The organism is Pseudohalioglobus lutimaris, assembly GCF_002866825.1.
GTDB classification, from domain to species: domain Bacteria; phylum Pseudomonadota; class Gammaproteobacteria; order Pseudomonadales; family Halieaceae; genus Halioglobus; species Halioglobus lutimaris.
Genome location: NZ_PKUS01000010.1, coordinates 57,721 through 81,671 on the forward strand (window position 1 = coordinate 57,721; position 23,951 = coordinate 81,671).

19 protein-coding genes and 1 tRNA gene are annotated in these 23,951 nt (G+C 56.2%); 7 read left to right on the forward strand and 13 right to left on the reverse strand.

Features of this window, described 5'->3' with window-relative positions; genetic code table 11:
- The first annotated feature begins 65 nt into the window (after window positions 1-65).
- Window positions 66-1,139 carry a 3-deoxy-7-phosphoheptulonate synthase gene (locus C0039_RS09705; protein WP_101517964.1) on the forward strand — a complete coding sequence of 358 codons (1,074 nt, stop codon included), beginning with the start codon at window positions 66-68 and terminating at the stop codon, window positions 1,137-1,139.
- A 62-nt stretch (window positions 1,140-1,201) separates the two neighbouring features.
- On the opposite strand, the gene nfuA is transcribed toward C0039_RS09705, so the two are convergent.
- Entirely contained in the window at window positions 1,202-1,777 is a 576-nt protein-coding gene (gene nfuA, locus C0039_RS09710; RefSeq protein WP_076001299.1) for a Fe-S biogenesis protein NfuA, read from the reverse strand.
- 164 nt (window positions 1,778-1,941) lie between these two features.
- On the opposite strand from nfuA, the gene metH reads away from it, so the two are divergent.
- A complete protein-coding gene (gene metH / locus C0039_RS09715) occupies window positions 1,942-5,622 on the forward strand; it encodes a methionine synthase (RefSeq protein ID WP_423810684.1) in 3,681 nt (1,226 codons plus the stop codon).
- A 17-nt stretch (window positions 5,623-5,639) separates the two neighbouring features.
- Window positions 5,640-5,867, forward strand: a complete 228-nt coding sequence (locus tag C0039_RS09720; RefSeq protein WP_076001298.1) for a DUF2970 domain-containing protein — start codon at window positions 5,640-5,642, stop codon at window positions 5,865-5,867.
- A 23-nt stretch (window positions 5,868-5,890) separates the two neighbouring features.
- Here the strand turns inward: C0039_RS09720 and C0039_RS21185 are convergent, their stop codons facing one another.
- Window positions 5,891-6,013, reverse strand: a complete 123-nt coding sequence (locus C0039_RS21185; RefSeq protein WP_207796414.1) for a methionine synthase — start codon at window positions 6,011-6,013, stop codon at window positions 5,891-5,893.
- 192 nt (window positions 6,014-6,205) lie between these two features.
- On the opposite strand from C0039_RS21185, the gene C0039_RS09725 reads away from it, so the two are divergent.
- The 3 genes from C0039_RS09725 to C0039_RS09735 all read left to right on the forward strand — a co-directional run bounded on the left by C0039_RS09725 (window position 6,206) and on the right by C0039_RS09735 (window position 9,548).
- Window positions 6,206-7,861 carry a nitrite/sulfite reductase gene (locus C0039_RS09725; RefSeq protein ID WP_101517965.1) on the forward strand — a complete coding sequence of 552 codons (1,656 nt, stop codon included), beginning with the start codon at window positions 6,206-6,208 and terminating at the stop codon, window positions 7,859-7,861.
- Window positions 7,854-8,288 carry a DUF934 domain-containing protein gene (locus C0039_RS09730; RefSeq protein ID WP_101517966.1) on the forward strand — a complete coding sequence of 145 codons (435 nt, stop codon included), beginning with the start codon at window positions 7,854-7,856 and terminating at the stop codon, window positions 8,286-8,288. Before C0039_RS09725 ends, C0039_RS09730 begins: the two co-directional genes overlap by 8 nt.
- Window positions 8,289-8,378: 90 nt before the next feature.
- Entirely contained in the window at window positions 8,379-9,548 is a 1,170-nt protein-coding gene (locus C0039_RS09735) for a cation:proton antiporter domain-containing protein (protein ID WP_076001295.1), read from the forward strand.
- Between the two features lie 183 nt (window positions 9,549-9,731).
- Here the strand turns inward: C0039_RS09735 and C0039_RS09740 are convergent, their stop codons facing one another.
- Window positions 9,732-10,661, reverse strand: coding sequence for an electron transfer flavoprotein subunit alpha/FixB family protein (locus tag C0039_RS09740; RefSeq protein WP_076001294.1), 930 nt, complete (start codon window positions 10,659-10,661; stop codon window positions 9,732-9,734).
- Entirely contained in the window at window positions 10,658-11,410 is a 753-nt protein-coding gene (locus tag C0039_RS09745) for an electron transfer flavoprotein subunit beta/FixA family protein (RefSeq protein WP_076001293.1), read from the reverse strand. The genes C0039_RS09740 and C0039_RS09745 overlap by 4 nt, the downstream gene beginning before the upstream one ends.
- A 324-nt stretch (window positions 11,411-11,734) precedes the next feature.
- On the opposite strand from C0039_RS09745, the gene C0039_RS09750 reads away from it, so the two are divergent.
- Complete coding sequence (locus tag C0039_RS09750) at window positions 11,735-13,387, forward strand: electron transfer flavoprotein-ubiquinone oxidoreductase (protein ID WP_076001292.1); 1,653 nt, start codon at window positions 11,735-11,737, stop codon at window positions 13,385-13,387.
- Window positions 13,388-13,466: 79 nt separating this feature from the next.
- Here the strand turns inward: C0039_RS09750 and C0039_RS09755 are convergent, their stop codons facing one another.
- The 9 genes from C0039_RS09755 to C0039_RS09795 form a co-directional block, all read right to left on the reverse strand.
- The gene (locus C0039_RS09755; protein ID WP_101517967.1) at window positions 13,467-13,985 is read right to left on the reverse strand and encodes a DUF1285 domain-containing protein; all 519 of its coding nucleotides are present in this window, start codon (window positions 13,983-13,985) and stop codon (window positions 13,467-13,469) included.
- Window positions 13,986-14,000: 15 nt separating this feature from the next.
- Complete coding sequence (locus C0039_RS09760) at window positions 14,001-15,185, reverse strand: phosphoglycerate dehydrogenase (protein WP_076001290.1); 1,185 nt, start codon at window positions 15,183-15,185, stop codon at window positions 14,001-14,003.
- Between the two features lie 21 nt (window positions 15,186-15,206).
- Window positions 15,207-17,087, reverse strand: a complete 1,881-nt coding sequence (locus C0039_RS09765) for a SurA N-terminal domain-containing protein (RefSeq protein ID WP_076001289.1) — start codon at window positions 17,085-17,087, stop codon at window positions 15,207-15,209.
- 119 nt (window positions 17,088-17,206) lie between these two features.
- Window positions 17,207-17,482 carry an HU family DNA-binding protein gene (locus C0039_RS09770; protein WP_076001288.1) on the reverse strand — a complete coding sequence of 92 codons (276 nt, stop codon included), beginning with the start codon at window positions 17,480-17,482 and terminating at the stop codon, window positions 17,207-17,209.
- Window positions 17,483-17,664: 182 nt separating this feature from the next.
- Window positions 17,665-20,076, reverse strand: a complete 2,412-nt coding sequence (gene lon / locus C0039_RS09775; protein WP_076002397.1) for an endopeptidase La — start codon at window positions 20,074-20,076, stop codon at window positions 17,665-17,667.
- A gap of 123 nt (window positions 20,077-20,199) precedes the next feature.
- Window positions 20,200-21,492, reverse strand: coding sequence for an ATP-dependent Clp protease ATP-binding subunit ClpX (gene clpX / locus C0039_RS09780; RefSeq protein WP_076001287.1), 1,293 nt, complete (start codon window positions 21,490-21,492; stop codon window positions 20,200-20,202).
- Between the two features lie 114 nt (window positions 21,493-21,606).
- A complete protein-coding gene (gene clpP, locus C0039_RS09785; protein WP_076001286.1) occupies window positions 21,607-22,245 on the reverse strand; it encodes an ATP-dependent Clp endopeptidase proteolytic subunit ClpP in 639 nt (212 codons plus the stop codon).
- A 70-nt stretch (window positions 22,246-22,315) separates the two neighbouring features.
- Window positions 22,316-23,638 carry a trigger factor gene (gene tig, locus C0039_RS09790; protein WP_076001285.1) on the reverse strand — a complete coding sequence of 441 codons (1,323 nt, stop codon included), beginning with the start codon at window positions 23,636-23,638 and terminating at the stop codon, window positions 22,316-22,318.
- 89 nt (window positions 23,639-23,727) lie between these two features.
- A tRNA-Leu gene (locus tag C0039_RS09795) sits at window positions 23,728-23,812 on the reverse strand.
- Between the last annotated feature and the right edge of the window lie 139 nt (window positions 23,813-23,951).

Consider the following 23,951-nt stretch of genomic DNA (forward strand, 5'->3'; position numbering starts at 1 on the left):
ATGACGCGCCTCAAAAGACAAGCGCCGGGCTGTTTTCCCGGAAATTACTGTATCAGGTAACAAGCATGAGCAACAACGAAGTCCATAATATCAATGTCGATTCACAGGGTGTTCTGGTAACACCGGAGCAGCTGTGGGAAGCATTACCCATGTCTGAGGATGTGCGGCAAACAGTCGCTGATAGCAGGCAGGCCGTGTGGGATATCCTGGATCGCAAGGATCACCGCCTGTTTGTAGTCGTGGGTCCCTGCTCTATTCACGATACCGAAGCGGCCCTGGACTATGCGCGGCGCCTGAAGGCGCTAGCGGACGAGCTGGATGACACCTTGTACATAGTAATGCGCGTATATTTTGAGAAGCCGCGTACCACAGTCGGTTGGAAAGGCCTGATCAACGACCCCCATCTGAATGACTCTTTCCAGATTGAGGAAGGCCTGCATATCGGTCGCAAGCTACTCCTGGACATACTGGAGCTGGGCCTGCCCACTTCCACCGAGGCGCTGGACCCAATATCCCCACAGTATCTGCAGGACCTGATCAGTTGGTCCGCCATCGGCGCCCGTACCACCGAATCGCAGACTCATCGCGAGATGGCCAGTGGGCTATCATCCGCCGTTGGTTTCAAAAACGGGACCGACGGTGGCCTGACCGTCGCCACCAACGCACTGAATTCAGTCTCCAAACCCCACCGCTTCCTTGGCATTAATCGCCAGGGACAGGTGTCCGTATTTACAACCCGTGGAAATGCGCATGGACATATCGTACTGCGCGGCGGCAGTGCCGGCCCGAACTATGACTCGGTCCATATAAAACTGTGTGAGGATGCGCTTGCCAAAGCAAAACTACCCGGCAACATTATGGTGGACTGCTCTCACGCCAACTCCAACAAGCAACCTGAGTTACAGCCGCTGGTGGTGGAAAATGTCGGCAACCAGATCATTGAGGGTAATCAATCCATCGTCGGCCTGATGATTGAGTCCAACATTCATGCCGGCAACCAGTCCATCCCGGAGAATCTGGATGACCTCGCCTATGGGGTCTCGGTCACCGATGGCTGTATCGGCTGGGAGGAGACTGAGGCCTGCCTGCGCAAGCTGCGCGAGACAGTAAAGGACGTACTGCGGAGTCGGCAGGGCTAGGCGCTGGCAGCAGACCCTGATGTCGCGCTATGTAGCCAGCAGCCCTCTCTACCTGTAAGCGGCTAGTAGTAAGCCTGCGAACGATCTGTGTGGTCTGTCATGTCGCGCACACCAGCCAGTTGCGGCAACTGTTCCATCAGTGTTTTCTCTACACCCCCTTTCAGGGTCTGGTCGACTGCAGAACACCCCTGGCAACCGCCGCCGAAACGCAGCACGGCAAATCGGTCTTCGGTGATCTCTACCAGGCTGACTTCGCCGCCGTGGGCAGCCAGCGCCGGATTGACTTCGTTATACAGCACATAGTTTATGCGATCTTCCAGCGGGCTATTCTCGTCCACACGCGGCATTTTGGCATTGGGGGCCTTGATGGTCAGCTGACCGCCCATGCGGTCCTTGGAGTAGTCCACCAGAGCGTCTTCCAGGAAAGGCAGTGAACGTCCCTCGAACCAGGCCGTAAACTTCTCGAACTTATGCTCTTCGTCCTCCGGGACCACGTCTCCGTCCCGGCAGTAGGCGATACACGTTTCCGCCCTGGGGGTACCGGGCTGGTTGATGAATACGCGCACACCAAGGGCGTCTTCCTGCTTTGCGAGCAGTTCCGCGAGATAGTCCTGAGCGGATTCAGTAATGGTCACCATGGGGTCAAACCTGCTATCTGAGTAATTTAGTCGGGTATTCTATGAAATATGGGGGACGGTGGCGAGTTTTCAAGTGGGTACAAGGGGTAATATCTATATCAAAATATTTTGATATAGATTAATCGGTCTGTTAGCATGCCTTCCTTTTCACGAGCCCAGCGGAGATAGACGTGTCCAACACCCCTGCCCAGACCCTGATCGAGGCCCTGCAACAGCGCATTCTTGTTATGGATGGCGCCATGGGTACCATGATCCAGAAGGAGGGCCTGGAAGAGGCAGACTATCGCGGTGATCGTTTTGGCGATCACCCTGTCGACCTCAAGGGAAACAACGATCTCCTGTCGATCACCCGACCCCACGTCATCGAAGCCATTCACCGGGCTTATCTTGATGCCGGCGCTGACATGATTGAAACCAACAGTTTCAACGCCACATCATTGGGGCAGGACGACTACCAGCTGGGCTACCTCGCGTACGAGCTTAACGTTGCCGCGGCGAAAGTCGCGAGGACTGCGGCTGACAAAGCGATGGCAGACAACCCTGGCAGGCCGCGCTTTGTAGCAGGCTCCCTGGGTCCCACCCCGAAGACAGCGTCAATCTCACCGGACGTTAACGACCCGGGGGCTCGCGGTGTCACCTTTGACCAACTCAGCGAAGCCTATCTGGAGGCGACCCTGGCACTGATAGAGGGTGGCGTTGATGTCATACTGATAGAGACGATTTTCGACACACTCAACGCCAAAGCCGCAATTTTTGCCGTCAAACAGGCGTTTGAGCAAAGTGGCACAGAACTACCGCTGATGATTTCGGTAACCTTCCCCGATGTCAGTGGCCGTGTACTTTCCGGGCAAAACCCGGAAGCCTTCTACAACGCCATCGCCCACGCCAATCCGCTTATCGTAGGCAGTAATTGCGGACGCCGGTACAAGGAAATCAGACCTTTCCTGGAGGAGCTGTCCAGGGTGGCCGATTGCTACTTCGGCGCCTATCTGAATGCCGGACTCCCTAATGCGTTTGGCGAATTCGACGAAACACCGGATATCATGCACGATGACTTCCGCGAATTCGCCAGCCGCGGCATGCTCAACCTCGCAGGCGGCTGCTGCGGTACCACGCCAGAGCACATCAGCGCGATTGCTGCGGCCGTTGCCGACATCACTCCTCGCCCACTGCCCCAGCTGGACCCCGCCTGCCGCCTGAGCGGACTCGAAGCCTTCAACATCAAGGAGGACAGCCTCTTCGTCAACGTGGGCGAGCGCTGCAACGTTACTGGCTCAGCCCGGTTCAAGCGCCTGGTCCTTGAGGACGACTACGAAACAGCACTGGAAGTCGCCCGCAACCAGGTGGAAGACGGCGCCCAGATCATAGATATCAATATGGACGAAGGCATGCTGGATGCAGAGCATGCCATGGTAACTTTCCTCAACCTGATTGCGTCTGAGCCCGATATCGCCCGCGTTCCTATCATGGTGGACTCGTCAAAATGGACGGTCATCGAGGCGGGGCTTAAGTGCATACCCGGTAAACCGGTGGTGAACTCGATTAGTCTGAAGGCTGGTGAGAAAGAGTTTCTGGAACAGGCTCGCCTCTGCCTGCGCTATGGTGCAGCTGTTGTCGTCATGGCCTTTGATGAGGACGGCCAGGCGGACAATCTTCAACGCCGAAAGGATATCTGCAAACGCTCATACGACCTGCTCGTCAACGAAGTGGGTTTCAATCCCAATGACATCATTTTCGATCCGAACATTTTTGCCGTCGCGACCGGAATCGAAGAGCACAATAACTACGCCGTAGACTTTATCGAGGGCACTCGCCACATCAAGGCGACCCTGCCGGGCGCGCTGGTTTCAGGCGGAGTTTCAAATGTCTCCTTTTCTTTCCGCGGCAACAACGCGGTGCGTGAAGCGATTCACTCGGTATTCCTTTACCACGCAATTCGTGCCGGCATGGACATGGGCATCGTCAACGCTGGACAGCTCGCGGTTTATGACGATCTTCCCGCTGACCTGCGCGAGGCAGTAGAAGACGTCGTTCTCAATCGCCGCGATGACGGAACCGAGAAACTGCTGGACCTGGCAGAGCGATATCGAGGGAGCGGCACAGGTGAGGCGCGCAAGGAAGACTTGAGTTGGCGCGAGCAGGATGTGGTCAAGCGCATGGAGCATGCGCTGGTGAAAGGTATCAATACCTACATCGTCGAAGACGCGGAAGAAGCGCGCCAGCACTTTGATCGGCCTATCCAGGTTATTGAAGGACCGCTGATGGATGGTATGAACGTGGTAGGAGACCTGTTCGGAGAGGGGAAAATGTTTCTGCCCCAGGTCGTAAAAAGTGCGCGGGTAATGAAACAGGCCGTCGCGTACCTGCAGCCGTTCATCGAAGAAGAAAAGACCGACGGCAACAGCACCAACGGCAAAATCCTGATGGCCACCGTCAAGGGTGATGTACACGATATCGGCAAGAATATCGTCGGCGTAGTGCTGCAGTGCAACAACTTCGAGGTTATCGACCTGGGTGTTATGGTCTCCTGTGACGAGATTCTGCGAGTCGCGCGCGAGGAATCCGTCGACATCGTCGGCTTGTCCGGCCTGATCACCCCGTCGCTCGATGAGATGGTTCACGTTGCCGCGGAAATGCAGCGAGGTGATTTTCAGGTACCGTTGCTAATAGGCGGCGCAACGACTTCCAACGCCCATACTGCGGTGAAAATCGAGCCCCAGTACAAGAACGACATTGTGGCTTATGTCCCGGATGCATCACGCAGTGTGTCGGTCGCCACGCAACTGATGGGCGATGGCAAACCTGCCTTCGTTGAGGAGCGTCGTCAACAATACCAGCAGGTCAGGGAGCGTATTGCCAATCGTGAACCCCGCGCCAAACCATTGTCCTACGCGGAAGCCGTGAGCCGTGCACCGCAGTTGGACTGGGATAGCTATCAACCGGTTAAGCCCAGTTTCATTGGTACGCGTGTATTCGATGACTTCCCCCTGGCCAAGCTGATTGACACTATCGACTGGACACCCTTCTTTATCACCTGGGAACTGGCCGGGAAATTTCCGAGGATTCTGGAGGATGAGGTCATCGGCAAACAGGCCACTGAGCTGTATCAGGATGCCCAGGCGATGCTCAAGCAAATCGTCGATGAAAAGCTGCTCACAGCGAGAGCCGTTGTTGGTTTCTGGCCTGCTGACCGCAGCGGCGCAGACGACATTACTATTTATAGTGACGAGACGCGCACTCAGCCCTTAGCCACCCTGCATCACCTTCGCCAGCAGTCTGATAAGGCCGGAGGCAAGCCTAACCAGAGTCTCGCTGACTACATTGCGCCCGAGGGAGACTACCTGGGCGGCTTCTGTGTCACCACTGGACACGGTGTAGAAGAGCTTGCAGCCAGGTATGAAGCGGAACACGACGACTACAACAGCATTTTACTCAAGGCCCTGGCAGACCGGCTTGCCGAATCGTTTGCAGAACATATGCACCGACTGGTGCGCACCGAGCTCTGGGGCTACGACCCCGAGGAGTCACTGGATAACGACAGCCTGATCCGCGAGCGCTATCGCGGCATCCGCCCTGCCCCGGGCTATCCTGCGTGCCCGGATCATACGGAAAAAGCCACGCTGTTCGAATTGCTTGATGCGACGAAAAATACCGGGGTCAGCCTGTCCGAGAACTATGCTATGAGCCCGGCATCTTCCGTCAGCGGTTTCTATTTCGCTCATCCCGAGGCCAAGTACTTTGCCGTGGGCAAGATAGGCCGTGACCAGGTGGAAAGCCTGGCCGAGCGCAAAGGGACTTCGGTAGAATCAGTCGAACGCTGGCTGCGTCCAAACTTGAATTACTGACAGGAGAACGGGGTACTATGACCGATTTGGAAGACACCAGGCAAAAGAAGAAGTCTTTAAACGTTCTTCAGGTCATCTCCAGTGTGTTCGCAGCGGGGCTGGGTGTTCAGAGCAGCAAGAATCGTGAGCGGGATTTCACTGAGGGGCGCGCTGGCGTTTTTATCGCTGCCGGCATCCTCTTCACGCTGATGTTCATAGGCGTAATGGTGTTCGTTGTACAGCTGGTGGTGAAAGGAGCGGCCTGAGCACTGCCGCCCCTGGCGGCCGTTCAGGAAGGCATTCCGGACAGCCAGATGTAAAGGGTCAGCACAACCAGCGATATAACTGCTGTGGCTGCGATGGCATCGGCAGTACCGTCGCCGGCATCGTTTTCGTGAAGGTCATCGCTCATTGTCTTACTCCGGGTAAGGTTCTTGAAGGTGCTGCATTATAGCAGCTCGGGCGCATTTCCCAAGCTACAGCAGCTGCAAACATCTCGTTCTAACCTTATGAAAGATCTGACTATTTGGCAGTAGCGTTTTCTGCTAAGGTAACGCGTTCTTTACCCGGGGCAACCCGGCACCACCAGACACAGGAACCCTTGATGTACGTCTATGATGAGTACGACCAGAAGATTGTCGATGAGCGGGTAGCGCAGTACCGCGACCAGACCGCGCGCTTTCTGGACGGAAAACTGACCGATGAGCAGTTTCTACCCCTGCGCCTGCAGAACGGCCTCTATGTGCAGCGCCTGGCGCCCATGCTGCGCATTGCGGTGCCCTACGGACTAATGAGCAGCAGGCAGCTGCGCAAGATCGCGCAATTATCGCGGGATTATGACAAAGGCTACGTGCATGTCAGCACACGCCAGAACATCCAGTTCAACTGGCCGGAGCTTGCCGAGGTGCCTGACCTGTTGGCAGAACTGGCAAGCGTGCAGATGCACTCCATACAGACCTCGGGGAATTGCATTCGCAATACCACAACAGACCAGTACGCCGGTGTGGCAGTGGATGAGCTGGAAGATCCCCGCCCCTGGTGTGAGATCATCCGGCAATGGTCAACCCTGCATCCGGAGTTCGCTTTCCTGCCCCGGAAATTCAAGATAGCGGTGTGCGGAACTGCCGAAGACCGCGCCGCGATCTACGCCCATGACATCGGCCTGGAACTGGTGCACAACGCAGCGGGGGAGAAAGGTTTCAAGGTGCTGGTCGGCGGCGGCCTGGGTCGAACCCCGGTTATCGGTTCCCAGATATGCCCGTTTCTTGAGCCGCAGCACCTGCTCACCTATCTGGAAGCTATTCTCAGGGTTTACAACCAGCATGGTCGCCGGGACAACAAGTATAAGGCACGTATCAAGATCCTGGTGAAAGCCATGGGCGTCGATGCGTTTCGCGAGGCGGTAGAGAAAGAATGGGCCGTGCTCAGGGATGGTCCCAGCACACTCACCGAGGACGAGATCTCGCGGGCTCGATCTTTCTTCACCGCCCCGGTGTACCAGTCTCTTGATGCCGAGACGGTGGCCGCAGCATTGGCTGAGCAGTGCTCGTCAGACCCGGTGTTCGGCAACTGGGTAAAGCGGAATACCGTGGCCCATCGCGTTCCTGGTTATCGCATCGTTAACGTATCCCTGAAGGCCACGGGTTATGCCCCGGGCGATATAACGGATGAACAGCTGGAACTGGTGGCTGACCTGGCAGACCAGTATTCGTTCGGCGAGCTGCGCACCACACATGAGCAGAATATAGTGCTCGCCGATGTCGAGCAGGGTCAGCTGTACGGCCTCTGGCAGGCCCTGCAAAAAGCCGGCCTGGCAACCGCGAACATCGGCTACCTTACCGACATAATCTGCTGCCCCGGAGGCGACTACTGCTCTCTGGCCAACGCCAAGTCCATTCCGGTCGCAGAGGCTATTCAGGCCCGCTTTGAAGACATGGATTATGTCTATGACCTGGGGCCGCTGGAGCTCAATATCAGCGGCTGCATGAACGCCTGCGGTCATCATCACATCGGCCACATAGGCGTATTGGGTGTAGATAAGAAGGGACAGGAATTCTACCAGGTCAGCCTTGGCGGCAGTCAGGGCAAGGACGCCAGTATCGGCAAGATACTCGGGCCGTCGTTCAAGCAGGAGGACATGCCGGATATTCTGGAGAACCTGCTCACTACATTTCTAAGCCTGCGCCAGGAAGACGAGGCGTTTATCGACACCTATCGTCGCGTAGGCATTGACCCTTTCAAGGAGCGTGTTTATGCCTAGGCTTATCAGGAACGGCGCGATCGTTGAAGACCACGGGCCCGAAGTGCTTGATCTGGAACAGTGGCTGGAATCAACAGAGCGCAGCAGCCGGGCAGTTGTACTGGAGCCCGGCGAAAGCCTGGCGTCCCTGCTGGCGCACATTGATGAGATTCCGATGGTACTGGTGAATTTCCCCACTTTCATGGATGGCCGCGGATTTTCCTATGCCCGCGAGCTACGCGAGCGAGGCTATAAAGGCGAGATTCGCGCCGTCGGCCACTTTCTACGCGATCAACTCACCTACCTGTCGCGCTGCGGTTTCAACGCATTCGAATTTGACGACGAGAGCGAACTGGAGGAGGCACTGCCCAGCCTGGCGGATTTCAGCGAGGCCTACCAGGCCTCTGTAGACCGGCCCCAGCCCCTGTTTCGCAGGCGGGCTAAGTAATAACCGGCACCACGGGGCGTACCGCAACGGGCGCCTCAATATCTTCCGCTGAAGGTTTCTATCCGACTACGGCTTCACTACACTGCTAGCATGGATGTATCCCTCACCTTTTCTTTTTTCCTGATCTTCACTGGTGCCGCAATTTTCGCGTCACTGGCCCTGGCGACGCGCCAGCCACTGATCATCGCCTATATCGCGCTGGGCGCCTGCATAGGCCCGTACGGCCTCTCGCTGGTCAACGACACCCAGCTACTGGCCGAGATTGGTCACATCGGCATTATCTTCCTGTTATTTCTGCTGGGCCTGGACATGCAACCCCAGGCGCTGTGGACGACGCTACGCAAGTCGACTGTCGTGGCCCTGGCCAGTTCCGTGGTGTTTCTGGCGATGGGCTTCGGGGTCGCGCGTCTATTCAGCTTCAGTAACGCAGACGCACTCGTGATTGGCGCGGCGATGATGTTTTCGTCCACGATTATCGGGATCAAACTACTGCCGACGACTGTCCTGCACCATAAGCGCACTGGCGAACTGATGGTGGGTCTTCTCCTGCTGCAGGACCTGCTAGCGATAATCGTACTCATGGCTCTGTTCAGCGCCGCTGCGGACACCGGTAACATGGGGCGGGACCTGGCTGTGTCGCTTATGGGATTGCCCCTGCTGGGTGGGGCCGCACTCATGGTGGTGCGGTTCGTTCTGCTGCCTCTGATCGCGCGGTTTGATCGATTTCATGAGTACATCTTCCTCCTTGCCCTGGGCTGGTGCCTGGGCATGGCAGAGGCTGCCAGAGCCCTTGGGCTTTCAGAGGAAATCGGCGCCTTCATCGCGGGCATTACTATCGCCACCAGCCCTATTTCTCAATACATTGCCGTCAACCTCAAGCCACTGCGTGATTTTTTCCTTATTCTCTTTTTCTTTTCCGTGGGCGCGCGTTTCGATCTCGCCTTGCTGCAACTGGTGTGGATGCCAGCAATCGTCCTGGCCGTGCTGGTACTGGCGGTTAAGCCGATCACCTATCGCTGGCTGTTCAAGGGGGTCAGTGAGCAGCGCAGTCTCGCCTGGGACCTGGGCTTCAGGCTCGGCCAGGCCTCCGAGTTTTCGCTGCTGATCGCTTACGTCGCAGCGGGTGCCGCCCTGATTTCAGCCGAGGCATCGCTTTTGATACAGGCAACCACAATAATCACCCTGCTCGCCTCCTCCTACATTGTGGTTCTGAACTACCCCTCGCCCATTGCCATTTCTGACCGTTTGCGCCGCGACTAGACTGGTCGCGCACTGTGACCTGACGGGGCTAACCATCGATCAACCCCAGGGGAAAAACCGCGGTACAGATGTGCTCAGGCATAGATAAGGCAGTGGCTTACCGGCTGAGGGTTCGCCACCGCTGCGCAAAATTTGGGCAAAAAAAACCGGCCGCTGAGGGCCGGTTCCTAATCTTGTTGCTTACTACAACTTGCTCTCGATCTCAGGGAGCGCGTCGAAAAGGTCAGCGACCAGTCCGTAATCCGCAACCTGGAAGATCGGCGCGTCTTCGTCCTTGTTAATCGCCACGATGACCTTGGAGTCTTTCATGCCAGCAAGGTGCTGAATGGCGCCGGAGATACCCACCGCGATGTACAAATCCGGGGCGACAATTTTGCCTGTCTGGCCAACCTGCATGTCGTTGGGTACAAAGCCCGCATCAACCGCGGCGCGGGAAGCGCCAATGGCGGCATTCAGTTTGTCCGCGATGCCTTCAAGCAGTTTGAAGTTATCGCCGTTCTGCATACCGCGGCCACCGGAGATCACAATCGAGGCAGCGGTCAGTTCAGGGCGATCGGAGACGGCGACTTCTTCACCGACGAAAGACGAGATACCTGCGTCATGAACGGCAGCTACCGCTTCAACGGTTGCGGAACCACCCTCTGCGGGTGCCGCGTCAAAGCCCGTAGCGCGCACAGTTATCACTTTCTTTGCGTCCGTGCTCTTCACCGTCGCTATAACGTTTCCAGCGTAGATCGGGCGCTTGAAAGTGTCGCCTGATTCGACGGACGTTATTTCTGAAATCTGCGCGACATCCAGCAACGCGGCAACCCGCGGCATGGTGTTTTTGGCATTAGCGGTAGCGGCGGCGAGAATGTAGTCGTAGCCCGCGCCGAGTTCTGCGGCCAGCAAACTGACATTCTCTGCCAGTTGATGCTCATAGGCAGCGTTATCTGCAACCAGCACCTTGCCGATACCGGCGACAGCAGCAGCGGCCTGGGCTGCGCCATCACAGTTTGCACCGGCCACAAGGATGTCGATGTCAGCACCAAGCGCTTGCGCAGCGGTTACCGCGTTGAGTGTAGCTCCCTTCAGGGTAGCGTTGTCGTGTTCTGCAATTACCAGAGTGCTCATCCGATTACCTTCGCCTCGTTCTTCAATTTGTCCAGCAGTTGGTCAACATCTTCAACCTTGATTCCGGCCTGACGTTCAGCGGGCGGCTCAACGCTTACCTGGGTGAGGTGTGAAGTGACTTCTACGCCAAGGTCAGCTGGAGAGAACACGTCCAGCGGCTTCTTCTTCGCCTTCATGATGTTGGGCAAGGACGCATAGCGTGGCTCGTTCAGACGCAGGTCCGTGGTAACGACCGCGGGCAGGCTCAGCGCGACAGTTTGCAAGCCGCCGTCAACTTCACGCGTTACGTTTACCTTGTCGCCATCAATGACCACCTCTGAGGCAAATGTGCCCTGGGGCATACCCGCGAGTGCACCCAGCATCTGTCCGGTCTGGTTGTTGTCACCGTCGATCGACTGTTTACCCAGGATAATCAGCTGCGGCTGTTCTTTCTCGACCACACCTTTCAGTAACTTGGCGACGACCAGTGGCTCAACACCGCCCTCGGTCTCAACCTGAATGCCACGGTCTGCGCCCAGTGCCAGTGCAGTGCGAATCTGCTCCTGACAGGACTTGTCGCCAACAGAGACGGCAATCACCTCAGTGGCTGTGCCCGCTTCCTTGAGGCGAACAGCCTCCTCGACAGCTATTTCGCAGAAGGGGTTAATAGCCATCTTGACGTTATTCAGGTCAACATCACTACCATCGGCTTTGGCGCGAACTTTGACGTTGTAGTCAACGACGCGCTTAACGGCAACAAGAACCTTCATGGATTCTCCAATTGATTAGTAAAGTGGGTTTGCGGTGCCGCCGTGATTCAAACGGCACCTCTAAGTTCGGCGGGATATCTTGCCCATTCTGCACTCTCTGGTCAATAGCAATCGGAGACAGGAAAACAGACCAAATGAGCCAGATCAACTATTCCAGTGATTCACCGGCGTGATAGTTTTTTATCTAGTAAAATTATATACTTGCCGCCGTTTTTCGAACGTATTTGCTAATCGGGCAGTTCAGCCCCAATACACTCGGAGGCATTGTCAGGACCTGAGTCAGGACCTGACCTGAACCGGCCCGCCAGAAGAGAGGACACCGCTGTGGAACGCGAAGCTATGGAATTTGATGTTGTGATCGTCGGTGCAGGCCCTGCGGGCCTGTCCGCCGCCTGTCGCGTAATGCAACTTGCCAAGGAAAAGGAGCAGGAAATCACCGTATGCGTGGTAGAAAAAGGCTCCGAGGTCGGCGCGCACATACTCTCGGGTGCCGTACTTGAACCGCGCGCCCTCGACGAGTTGTTCCCCACCTGGCAGGAAATGGGTGCGCCGCTGGCGACCAAGGTAACCGGCGACAAGTTTTATCTTTATACCAGCGCGACCGGCGCCATCACCCTACCCGGCTTCGCCATTCCCAAGCCGACGCACAATGACGGCAACTATATCGTCTCCATGGGTAACGTATGTCGTTGGCTGGCCGAACAGGCCGAGGGGCTGGGTGTAGAGGTATATCCCGGTTTTTCCGCCGCAGAAGTCCTCTACCACGAGGACGGCAGCGTCAAAGGCATCGCCACCGGTGATATGGGCATCAGTGCCACCGGCGAGCAAAAGGACAGCTATATGCCTGGTATGGAACTGCATGCCAAATACACGCTGTTTGCCGAGGGCTGCCGCGGTCATTTGGGCAAGCAACTGATCGAGCACTTCTCTCTGGACTCAGACAAGGCGCCTCAGCACTACGGTATCGGAATTAAGGAAATCTGGGAGATCGACCCCGCCAACCACGAGGAAGGCCTGGTTGAACATGGGCTGGGCTGGCCGCTGTCTGAGAATGGTGCATCGGGGGGTGGCTTTCTTTACCACGCTGAAAACAACCAGGTCTACCTGGGCCTGATTACCGACCTTAGCTATTCCAATCCTAACCTGAGCCCGTTCGAGGAGTTTCAGCGCTGGAAGCACCACCCTACCGTCAGCAAGCACCTGGAAGGCGGTACCCGGCTGACCTATGGCGCCCGCGCCATTACCAAGGGGGGATACAACTCCCTCCCCAAAATGCATTTCCCGGGCGGCCTGTTGATCGGTTGTGAAGCGGGGACGCTCAACTCGGTGAAGATCAAGGGCAACCACACTGCCATGAAGAGCGGCATGGTGGCGGCTGAGGCCGTCGTGGAGGCCATCATGCAGGGGGATTCCCGCCCCGCTGACCTGGAGTCTTTCGCGCAGAAATTCGAGGCGTCATGGGCCTACGAGGAGCTTTACACCACGCGTAATTTCTCCGGCTTCATGCACAAGTTCGGCTTCCTCATCGGGTCGGCCCTGGTGTGGATCGACCAGACTATCTTCAAAGGCAAGATGCCATTCACCCTCAAGGACGAAAAGCCCGATCACGCAGCACTCAAGCCTGCAGCGCAGAGCAAGCAGATCGACTACCCGAAACCGGATAACAAGATCAGTTTCGACCGACTGTCGTCGGTGTTTCTGTCAAACACCAATCATGAAGAAGACCAGCCTTGTCACCTGACGCTCAAAGACCCCGGTATTCCACTTGCTGTTAACCTGCCCAAGTGGAATGAGCCTGCGCAGCGCTACTGTCCTGCGGGTGTATATGAGATCGTCGAGGATGAACAGGGGCAGCGTTTCCAGATCAACGCGCAGAACTGCGTGCACTGCAAGACCTGTGATATCAAGGACCCCTCGCAGAATATTGTCTGGGTAACGCCCGAAGGCTTTGGTGGCCCCAACTACCCGAATATGTAGCGGTCGACCAACTCACGAAAGGCGGGCCGTGTCCCGCCTTTTTTATGCGTGGACGTTTCACGACTCAACGGTGGTGGCTTTACCTTAGCTGTAGACGAAAAGAACCGCTGGACACCACCCCATGGTCATTACTCAGGCCGACAAGGCGATACCAGGCGCTGCGGGAGAATAACGCGGTCAGACCATGCCAGAGGTTAACCGCGGCTACATTTTCAACACGGGGCTCGAGAAACAACGCATGATCCTCACTCACTGTAAGTGTCCTGCCGGTATTGAGCGTGAGTAACAGCGTATCTTCCCGCGGCTCGACATCAGTGACCAGTAACGGGTGTAACTCAACCTGGATGCGCCATTTCTCGGCTGGCGTAACAAGGTAGTACTCGCCGTCATCCTCCCTGCGCAATATGCTGGCAAAGAGGTTACGCAGTGACTCCCTGATTATAGGATCGCCCTGGTGATACCAGGTGCCATCAGCAGCAATACGAATAGGAATATCTCCGGACAGCGCCGGGTTCCAAAGATGTAGAGGTGGTGAATCAAAATTACGCCCCTGCTCATCCTTGAGCTGGTCGCTTATCTTATCCAGCTGGTCAGCCATCGCTTTTGCGGGGACTCAGTCGCAGTCGCCGATCAGGCGAACATTCACAACGCCATCAAGTGCCCTCATCCTTTCAAGCACCTCGTCGGACGCGTGTGATTCGATATCAATAAGGTTGTAGGCAATTTCATCCCGGCTCTTATTAAGCATATCGATCACGTTAATATCGTCATCTGCAAGGATAGACAACAGACTACCCAGAATCCGCGGAACATTCGCGTTGGTAACAGAGAGGCGGCAGCCGGTGACCCGTTCAAGTACCAGGTTCGGGAAATTCACCGAGTTACATATATTACCGTTTTCCAGAAAGTCCCTGATCTGGTCTGCCGCCATGATGGCACAGTTGTCTTCCGCTTCATCGGTACTGGCACCTATATGCGGCATAAGAATAACGTCTTTGCGCCCAATCAACGCAGGTGCGGGAAAATCGGCAATATACTTGCGCAAGTTGCCACCATTAAGAGCCTCCACCAGGGCATCTTCATCAACGATCTCCTGACGGGCAAAATTCAGCAGGCAAGTTCCCTCGCGCACGGCTGAGAGTAATTCCGCATTAATCAGCCCACGAGTAGAGTCCAGGACCGGCAAGTGCAGGGTGATGTAGTCACAGCGAGCAAACAGCGCGGACAGCGTATCTGCCTTGCGCACCTGGCTGGACAGTCTCCAGGCGGCTTCAACTGACAGTGCCGGATCGTAGCCGACAACGTCCATACCCATGGTCAACGCCATTTCAGCCACCATGGAGCCGATAGCACCCAGACCGACAACCCCCAGGGTCTTGCCAACGAGCTCGCTGCCCTTGAAGTTCTTCTTGTGTGCCTCGAGCACCTGGTTCATTTCGGCCTTATCAGTGATGGAGGCCAGGGTGTCGACGTACTGTATCCCTTCGATAATCCCGCGGGAGCCCAACAACAGCCCCGCCGCAACCAGTTCCTTGACCGCATTGGCATTGGCACCGGGGGAGTTGAAAACGGGTATACCGCGCGCGCTGCACTCGGCCACAGGTATATTGTTGGTACCCGCTCCGGCCCGGCCGATAGCCAGCACTGATTCAGGAATATCCTCAGCTTTAAGCTTATGGCTGCGCAGCAGTATCGCGTCAGGTTGAGAAAACTCACTGGCGATCTCGTAGCAATCGCGCGGCAGCCGCTCCAGGCCTTTCAGGGAGATCTGGTTGAGTGTGAGAATCTGTTTGGCCATGCTTACCTCGGGTACGCTTGCTTAAAGTATGTTGATTTCGGCTGTGTCTCGCAGACCCTGCCGGTATTCGTTATCGACCAATTGGCCGTATTCGCCTCCAACCATTTGTTGCAATGCGGTGCGCTCAGCCTCCGGCAGCGCATCCAGCGCGCCGGGCGTCACCCGGGCGACTTCATACACCAGCGCATCACCGTTGTTGGTCAGCACGTACTCGATCACAGAAGCGCCCTCCTCTGGCGGCGCCAGTTGGAACGCACCGGACAGCAACTCTCGTGGCAGGACCGGGTTGCGTCTGTCTGCCGCCAGCTCCACCTGCCATTCGTAACCGGAGCTAACCGCTACTTCTTCCACACTGTCTCCGGCACGCAAAGCCTTCACCACGTCCGTCGCTGCAGCCTCAACCGCGGCCCGGGCACGCGTCTCTACAATCGCAGCAACAATCTGCTCACGCACTTGTTCCAGCGGCATGACCTCGGTCGGGAAATGCTCCCGCACGCGCAACACCACCCATGTGTTCTGGTCTATCTCTATCACATCACTGTTATGCCCGGCATTGAGCACGTCTTCCGTGAAGGCCGCATCCAGGAGCAACGTGTTAGCAAAGAGGCCATCGCTTTGATTCCGGCTAATGCGTTCGGCCCCGGCAACTTCCAGGCCCAGTTCCTGCGCTGGCTCATTGAGGTTGTCGGCATTAAAGCTGAGGTCTTTCAGTGTCTCTACGGTGCGCAGCAGTTCCACGCGCGCTTCGCTTAATGCGATTTGCTCTTCTAACCTGGGACGCAGTTCGTCCAGCGAAGGTGCAACGCCCTCGCGCCGTTCCTGCAACAGGATCAGGTGCGTACCTGCCTCTGTCTCCACTGGAGAAGATATCTGACCCACCTCCATGGAGGAAATAGCCTCCTCCATAGCTTCCGGGAAAGTATCTCCACTAGTGAAGCCGAGCTCACCTCCGAATGCCCTGGATCCTACGTCATCCGAAAATTCAGCTGCCAGTTCGGCAAAATCATCTCCCGCTTCGAGTCTGGCGGTCACCTCAGCTATACGCTGCTGGAAGGCCTCCGCGCTCTCTTCTCCCTCCTGCTCAAAGAGAATGTGGGCAACACGGTTTTCGGTCGCATACTGTCCGACCCGCGTTTCTGCCTCATAGGCTTCCAGGATCACCTGCTCATCTACCGGCTGAATAAAGTCCTCCGCCCGCAACTGGATGTAATCCAGTGTTACGGTTTCCTCAGCGAGAAACTGTTGTGAGTTCTCCGCGTAGTAGGCCTGTACGTCCGCATCGCTTACCTCACCGGCGGCGCTGAACTTTTCCATTGGAATGGTCAGGTAGCGCAGGTCGCGTTGCTCGCCAGCGACACGTGCGTTTAGCTCCATCTCAGCCGGCGTCGCAAACTCACTGGCGGCCAGCCCGCTTCGCACCTGCCCCATGATCAGGTCATCGCTCATGGCCTGCTTGAATGACGTGGGCGTGAAGCCGGCGTCAGCCAGCCTCGCCCTGTACATTTCAGCAGAAAACTGGCCATCCAGTTGAAACTCCTCCATGCCACCAACAATAGCGCCTACCTGGGCATCGGAAATAGTCAGCCCCATATTTTGCGCAGACTGCACCAACAACTTTCGCTGGATGAGCGATTGCATAGCCTGCTGGCTGAGCAACTCGTCGTCCAGCAGCTCGGGCCTGATGTCATCCCCCATCATCGCCAACAGTTGGCGCTTTTGGGTATTCACAGCCTGCTGCAGTTCCTGCGGACCGATTTCTTCACCGTTAACCTCAGCGACAGCATTGGTACTGCCGCCAAGCAATATGGATTCGATACCGAACAGGGAGAAGGCAATCACTATCAGGCCGACGATTACCTTGGCAACGGTGCCCTGGGCGTTGGCGCGTATGTCTTGAAGCATGGGATATTCTCTCGACAACTAAAAAAAAAGCGCACCGGATAGTGCGCCTTTTCATTTTTTCAAGGTGTCACTACTTGGACCCTGTCTGGATCGTCGCCTGGTGACAGTACAGTAATGCGTCAGGAGTTAACGGCATCCTTCAGCGCTTTGCCGGCTTTAAAGCTGGGTACTTCGGACGCAGAAATCTCAATGGTGGCACCGGTTTGCGGATTGCGGCCGGTGCGGGCGCTGCGATGCTTCACCGAAAAGGTACCGAAGCCGACCAGTGATACCTGGTCTCCTTTCTTCAGCGCGTCGGTGATGCTTTCTACCACCGCGTCAAGAGCGCGGCCGGCTGAGGCCTTGGGTAGATCCGCTGCTGCTGCAATTGCGTCTATCAGTTCAGTTTTATTCACACTTATCCCCTTGGAATATTGGTCGACTATCGTGTCTTATCGCCCGGAATGGGCAAAGAATTCAGTTATTTGTGTGGGCAGGCGATTAGCTGTAGCCCTTGCCATGGCTGCATTTGGGCGCTGCTGGCAGACGCAAGACTTTATACCAGAGCGGGAATCCCGGTCAACCGGGAACCGCCCTGTTAATGCGTATTTATGCGATTTTTTTCATCATCCGTACCCTCTCCGGCGCTGCCGACGGAACTTGCCAGATACTCCTCGTCGCTAAGAGGCTCTGGCATGGATTCCAAAGCAATGGATAGCACCTCGTCAATCCACTTTACCGCCTTTATGTCGAGGTCTTTGGTGATGTTATCTGGCACTTCTTTCAGGTCGCGCTCGTTTTCCTTGGGAATGATGACGGTCTTGATACCGCCACGCCGGGCCGCGAGTAATTTCTCCTTGAGGCCGCCGATGGGCAGAACCTCTCCACGCAGGGTAATCTCGCCAGTCATGGCCACATCCGCTCGCACGGCAATGCCGGTCAGCACTGAAACCAGGGCTGTGCACATAGCGACACCGGCACTGGGTCCGTCCTTGGGTGTTGCACCCTCTGGAACGTGGATGTGTACGTCATGTTTCTCATGGTAGTCTGCGGGGATACCCAAAAGCTGCGAGCGACTGCGCACAACGGTTGTCGCCGCCTGAATTGATTCCTGCATGACATCGCCGAGAGAGCCAGTCTTCACGTGTCTTCCCTTACCAGTCACGGCAACTGCTTCTATGGTGAGTAGCTCACCACCTACAGACGTCCACGCCAGCCCGGTTACCTGACCAATCTTGTTCTCTTCCTCGGCGATACCGAAGTTGAATTTGCGCACGCCCAGTATATCGCTAAGCATCTCCGGCGTGACCGTAGTGCCTCCCTCAGCCTCTTCCAGGGTGATGGCCTTCACCATTTTACGGCACACTTTAGCAATCTCTCTCTCGAGTGCACGCACGCCTGCTTCCCGGGTGTAGTAGCGAATGATGTCGGTGACGGCTTCCTCGGAAATGAACAACTCGTCTTTCTTCAAGCCATTCAGCTTCAGCTGCTTTGGCGCGAGGTAGCGCTGGGCTATATTCAGCTTTTCATCTTCCGTGTAGCCGGGGATACGGATAACTTCCATACGGTCCAGCAGCGGACCTGGAATATTCATGGTGTTTGACGTACAGACGAACATGACGTCGGAGAGGTCGTAATCAACCTCCAGGTAATGGTCATTGAACGCGTGATTCTGCTCCGGGTCCAGCACTTCGAGCATCGCCGAAGCGGGGTCGCCGCGGTGATCCATGCCCATCTTATCGATTTCATCCAGCAGGAATAGTGGATTCCTGACACCGGCCTTGGCCATCTTCTGCAGCAACTTGCCAGGCATTGAGCCAATATAGGTTCGGCGATGACCGCGTATCTCAGCCTCGTCACGCACTCCGCCCAGTGCCATTCGCACGAACTTGCGATTGGTGGACCTCGCAATTGACTCGCCCAGTGATGTTTTACCGACGCCGGGAGGGCCTACCAGACAAAGCACCGGCCCCTTTACCTTGCGCACGCGTTTCTGCACTGCGAGGTATTCCAGAATACGGTCCTTCACTTCTTCCAGGCCATAGTGGTCTTCATCCAGCACCTGGGTGGCACGCTTGAGATCATGCTTAACCTTGCTGCGCTTGGCCCAGGGGACGGTGACCATCCAGTCGATATAGCTTCTCACTACCGAGGCCTCGGCAGACATGGGAGACATCATTTTCAGCTTGCCAAGCTCTGCCTCGGCCTTCTCCCTGGCCTCTGTTGGCATCTTGGCGTCCTCGATGCGCGCTTGCAGCTCGTCCAGTTCATTGGGAGCCTCGTCCATCTCCCCAAGTTCTTTCTGGATGGCCTTCATCTGTTCGTTGAGGTAATACTCCCGCTGGCTCTTCTCCATCTGTTTCTTGACCCGGCCGCGGATCCGTTTTTCGACCTGGAACAGGTCTATTTCTGCCTCCATGAGTCCCATGAGGTGCTCAAGTCGAGCGCGAATTCCAGAGATCTCCAGGATGCGCTGCTTTTCGTCCAGATCTACGCTCATGTGCGCGGCGATGGTATCTGCGAGGCGTCCGGGCTCGTCAATGCCGGTCAGTGACGTCAGCACTTCAGCCGGCACCTTCTTGCTCAGGTTTACATATTTTTCGAATTGCGTATTGGTAGAGCGCAGTAGGCCTTCGACTTCACTCTCCGGGATGTCGTCACTGAGGATTTCCCGGACCGCAGCCACCGCGAAAGAGCCATCATCGTCAACACTGTCCACAGCTGCACGAAATCCGCCCTCTACCAAAACCTTGATGGTGCCATCGGGCAGCTTGAGCAATTGCAGAATATTGGAAACCGTACCGACCTGGTAGATATCGTCAGTGCCCGGATCATCGTCGGCTGCATTACGCTGGGCGACAAGCAACACCTGCTTGTCGTTGGCCATGGCATCCTCAAGCGCCTCGATGGACTTTTCACGACCAACGAATAGCGGCAAAACCATATGCGGATATACGACAACATCACGCAGTGGCAGGAGGGGTAGTTCGATGACAGAGGATGAACCCATAAAAATCTCCGGGTTGGTCGGGAAACGGCTTGCTGACTTCTTAAGTGGGGTCACCACCTGAAATTGCAAGCCCGGCGGCCTGTCCCGGGGGATGCCGCACCCCGGAAAGAGCGTAGTTCGACCCTATTCTTCGGTCGAGGCAGTACGAGCGGCCGGCTCGTTGTTCTGGTATACCAGCAGGGGCTCCGAGTCTCCCCGAATCACCGACTCGTCGATAACAACCTTGCTGACGTCATCGCGCGAGGGAATGTTATACATGGAATCCAACAGAACACCTTCCAGAATCGACCGCAATCCGCGGGCGCCGGTCTTGCGCTCCATGGCTTTCTCGGCGATTGCACGCAGACCGTCTTCCCGGAAGTCCACTTCTACCCCTTCCATTTCAAACAGCTTGCTGTACTGCTTGGTAAGCGAGTTTTTAGGCTCTGTCAGAATTTGCACCAAGGCATCTGCGTCCAGTTCTTCCAGCGTTGCAATGACCGGCAGTCGACCGACGAACTCGGGAATCAGGCCGTACTGGACCAGATCATCCGGTTCCAGTTCAAACAGCAACTCGCCAACGTTACTGGTCTCGTCTTTGCTTTTAACTTCAGCGCCGAAGCCAATTCCGCCTTTCTCGGAGCGGTTCCGGATTACCTTATCCAGCCCGGCAAACGCGCCGCCGCAGATAAAGAGGATGTTGGCGGTATTCACCTGCAGGAATTCCTGCTGAGGGTGCTTACGCCCCCCCTGGGGAGGCACGGACGCGACGGTACCTTCAATCAACTTCAGTAGCGCCTGCTGTACACCTTCCCCGGAGACGTCGCGGGTGATGGACGGATTATCTGATTTACGGGAAATCTTGTCGATCTCGTCAATGTAGACAATACCGACCTGCGCCTTCTCCACGTCGTAGTCGCACTTCTGCAACAACTTCTGGATGATATTTTCCACGTCTTCGCCGACATACCCCGCCTCGGTGAGCGTTGTGGCGTCGGCGATGGTGAAAGGCACATCAAGTAATCGGGCCAATGTTTCAGCGAGCAATGTCTTACCTGACCCGGTGGGCCCCACCAACAGGATATTACTTTTACCCAATTCGACGTCATCACCACGATTCTGGCCGTGACGAAGTCGCTTGTAGTGGTTGTACACCGCCACCGACAGGACTTTCTTGGCACGGCGTTGCCCGATCACATACTCGTCAAGGATAGCCTTGATTTCCTGCGGCACAGGCAGGTGATCCTGCGGGGCGTCACTGCCACTTTCGGCTACTTCCTCGCGAATGATGTCATTGCAGAGATCGACGCACTCATCGCAGATGAATACCGAGGGACCGGCGATCAGTTTGCGCACTTCATGCTGGCTTTTGCCGCAGAAGGAGCAGTACAGCAGCTTGCCGCCGTCGTCGCCAGATGTCGTGGTTTCGTCACTCATTAAGTCGCCCTACGCGATAATCTAATAAAAGTCTTCATCATGCGCGTTACGATGATGTTTTTTTGGGGCTTTTGCAAGTCCCGACCGGCCTGAAAAGCAGGTTATTGGCGCGTTTTAGCTTGCACCTGACCTGCTGGTCACAACCTCATCAATTAAACCGTAGCTCTTGCTCTCCTCGGCATTCATGAAGCGGTCCCTCTCAGTATCGCGCTCGATGACCTCCAGGGTCTGACCGGTGTGCTCTGCCATCAACTGATTCAGGCGCTCACGCATAATCAGGATTTCCTTGGCCTGGATCTCGATATCCGTGGCCTGGCCCTGAGCGCCGCCAGAGGGCTGGTGAATCATGGTCCGCGCATTGGGCAGGCAAAAACGCTTGCCAGGAGCTCCGCCACAGAGCAGAAACGCCCCCATTGAGGCCGCCTGGCCAAGGCACATGGTGCTGACATCGGGCTTGATGAACTGCATGGTGTCGTAGATAGACAGGCCAGCTGTCACCGCTCCACCCGGGGAGTTGATGTAGAGGTGTATGTCTTTGTCCGGGTTTTCCGATTCCAGGAAGAGCAGCTGCGCCACGATCAGGTTAGCCATATGGTCCTCGACCGGACCGACGACGAAGATCACCCGTTCCTTCAACAGCCGGGAGTAAATGTCGTAGGAGCGCTCTCCCCGCGCAGTTTGCTCCACCACCATCGGCACCAGGCCGAGGTTGTTGATTGTTTGGTTGTTGCGCCCGTCTGGTTGCAATGACATCGCCTGATATCCCTGTTAATTATTGATGTGATAGGACGGTGGTTTCACCGCCCATAGGGCGTCAGCTGGTTCAGGCTTCCTGCGCTGCTGGCGCAATGGCATCCTGATAACTGCACTCCTTCTCTGTTATCTTGGCACCCTCCAGCAGTTTTTCAACCACCTGGTCTTCAAGGACTTTGGACTCGACTGAGGCCAATTGCTCCTGGTTCGAGTAGTACCAGTTAATCACCTCTTCCGGCTCCTGGTAGGTGGAGGCCATCTCCTCGATCGTCGAGCGAACCTTTTCAGGGTCAGCCTTGAGCTCGAATTGATTGATCAATTCTGACAGCACCAGGCCCAGCTTAACCCGCTTCTCTGCGTTCTCCGTGAACATATCGTCCGGGAGCAGCGATTTCAGGTCCAGGTCCTGCCCTGCGGCACCGCCGAATTGCTGGAACATCTGGTTCCTCAGCGCTTCCACCTCCTGAGCGATCAACGCCTTGGGAATTTCGACGCTCTGATGGGCGGCTATAACCGCATCCATAACCTGCTGCTTGACCTTGCCCTCTACAGCGTTCTTGAGCTCGCGAGCCATATTTTCGCCGACTTCCTTGCGGAACTGCTCTTCTCCACCCTCTTCCACGCCGTACTTGGAGAACAGCTCCTCATCCATCGCCGCCGGTACCATTTCTTCAATGGTGTTGACCTTGACCTTGAATTCAACAGACGCGCCCTGCAGGTCCTCACTGTGATAGTCCTCGGGGAAGGTCAGTTCAAGCACTTTCTCATCACCGGCGCTCATACCGACAATACCGTCCTCGAATCCTGGTATCATACGGCCCGATCCCAGTTCCAGATCAGAGCCCTCCGCGCTGCCTCCTTCGAAGGCTTCTCCATCTTTGGTGCCGGCGTAATCGAGATTTACCTTGTCGCCTTCAATCGCAGCACGCTCTACCGATTGCCAGGCGCCCTGCTGCTTACGGAATACCTCGATGATGTTATCGATGTCTTCCTCAGTCACCACGGCCACCGGCTTTTCTACGTCGAAGTCTTTCATCTCGAACACTTCGACGTCGGGAAAGACTTCAAATGTCGCGATGTACTCCAGATCCTTACCCGCCTCGAGTGATTTGGGCTCAATGCTGGGCTGTCCCGCGGGACGCAGCTGCTCCTGGATAACCGCTTCCTGGAAGGACTGGCTCATCACCTCACCCAGCACTTCCTGGCGCACGCCTTCACCGTAACGCTGGCGCATGACTTTCATTGGCACTTTACCGGGACGAAAGCCAGGCATACGCACATTTTTGACTGCTTTTTTCAAGCGCTCATCCACTTCGCTGTCAACACGCGCTGCGGGTACGCCAACGGTCAGACGACGCTCCAGGCCAGAAGTCGTTTCAATTGAAACCTGCATGGTATTTCCTCATCAGTGTCCAGATGCGGGGCGCTGTTACACCCCTTGTTTTTCGTCGGTCCGACCAGACGTCGGCACCGCTCGGAATTTGGTGCGGAAGGAGAGACTCGAACTCTCACGCCTTGCGGCACTGGTACCTAAAACCAGCGCGTATACCAATTTCGCCACTTCCGCTTAATGAGACACGCCCGTCTTCTGCTAGAAAATGCTGGAGCTTTTGCCAGCTAACCATTTGATTCGTAGGCAGTAAGCGAGTTCAGCACTGGAGACTGGAGGGTGTCGCAAGGGCGCAGATTCTGCCACAAACCCGGAG

Bases quoted from the DNA above. Each gene is read 5' to 3' on its own strand.
- C0039_RS09725 (WP_101517965.1), top strand. From the start codon at position 6,206: ATGTACGTCTATGATGAGTACGACCAGAAGATTGTCGATGAGCGGGTA.
- C0039_RS09740 (WP_076001294.1), bottom strand. From the start codon at position 10,661: ATGAGCACTCTGGTAATTGCAGAACACGACAACGCTACCCTGAAGGGA.
- C0039_RS09765 (WP_076001289.1), bottom strand. From the start codon at position 17,087: ATGCTTCAAGACATACGCGCCAACGCCCAGGGCACCGTTGCCAAGGTA.
- C0039_RS09720 (WP_076001298.1), top strand. From the start codon at position 5,640: ATGACCGATTTGGAAGACACCAGGCAAAAGAAGAAGTCTTTAAACGTT.
- clpX (WP_076001287.1), bottom strand. From the start codon at position 21,492: ATGAGTGACGAAACCACGACATCTGGCGACGACGGCGGCAAGCTGCTG.
- C0039_RS21185 (WP_207796414.1), bottom strand. From the start codon at position 6,013: ATGAGCGATGACCTTCACGAAAACGATGCCGGCGACGGTACTGCCGAT.
- lon (WP_076002397.1), bottom strand. From the start codon at position 20,076: ATGGGTTCATCCTCTGTCATCGAACTACCCCTCCTGCCACTGCGTGAT.
- clpP (WP_076001286.1), bottom strand. From the start codon at position 22,245: ATGTCATTGCAACCAGACGGGCGCAACAACCAAACAATCAACAACCTC.
- C0039_RS09730 (WP_101517966.1), top strand. From the start codon at position 7,854: ATGCCTAGGCTTATCAGGAACGGCGCGATCGTTGAAGACCACGGGCCC.
- tig (WP_076001285.1), bottom strand. From the start codon at position 23,638: ATGCAGGTTTCAATTGAAACGACTTCTGGCCTGGAGCGTCGTCTGACC.
- C0039_RS09745 (WP_076001293.1), bottom strand. From the start codon at position 11,410: ATGAAGGTTCTTGTTGCCGTTAAGCGCGTCGTTGACTACAACGTCAAA.
- nfuA (WP_076001299.1), bottom strand. From the start codon at position 1,777: ATGGTGACCATTACTGAATCCGCTCAGGACTATCTCGCGGAACTGCTC.
- C0039_RS09755 (WP_101517967.1), bottom strand. From the start codon at position 13,985: ATGGCTGACCAGCTGGATAAGATAAGCGACCAGCTCAAGGATGAGCAG.
- C0039_RS09760 (WP_076001290.1), bottom strand. From the start codon at position 15,185: ATGGCCAAACAGATTCTCACACTCAACCAGATCTCCCTGAAAGGCCTG.
- C0039_RS09705 (WP_101517964.1), top strand. From the start codon at position 66: ATGAGCAACAACGAAGTCCATAATATCAATGTCGATTCACAGGGTGTT.
- C0039_RS09735 (WP_076001295.1), top strand. From the start codon at position 8,379: ATGGATGTATCCCTCACCTTTTCTTTTTTCCTGATCTTCACTGGTGCC.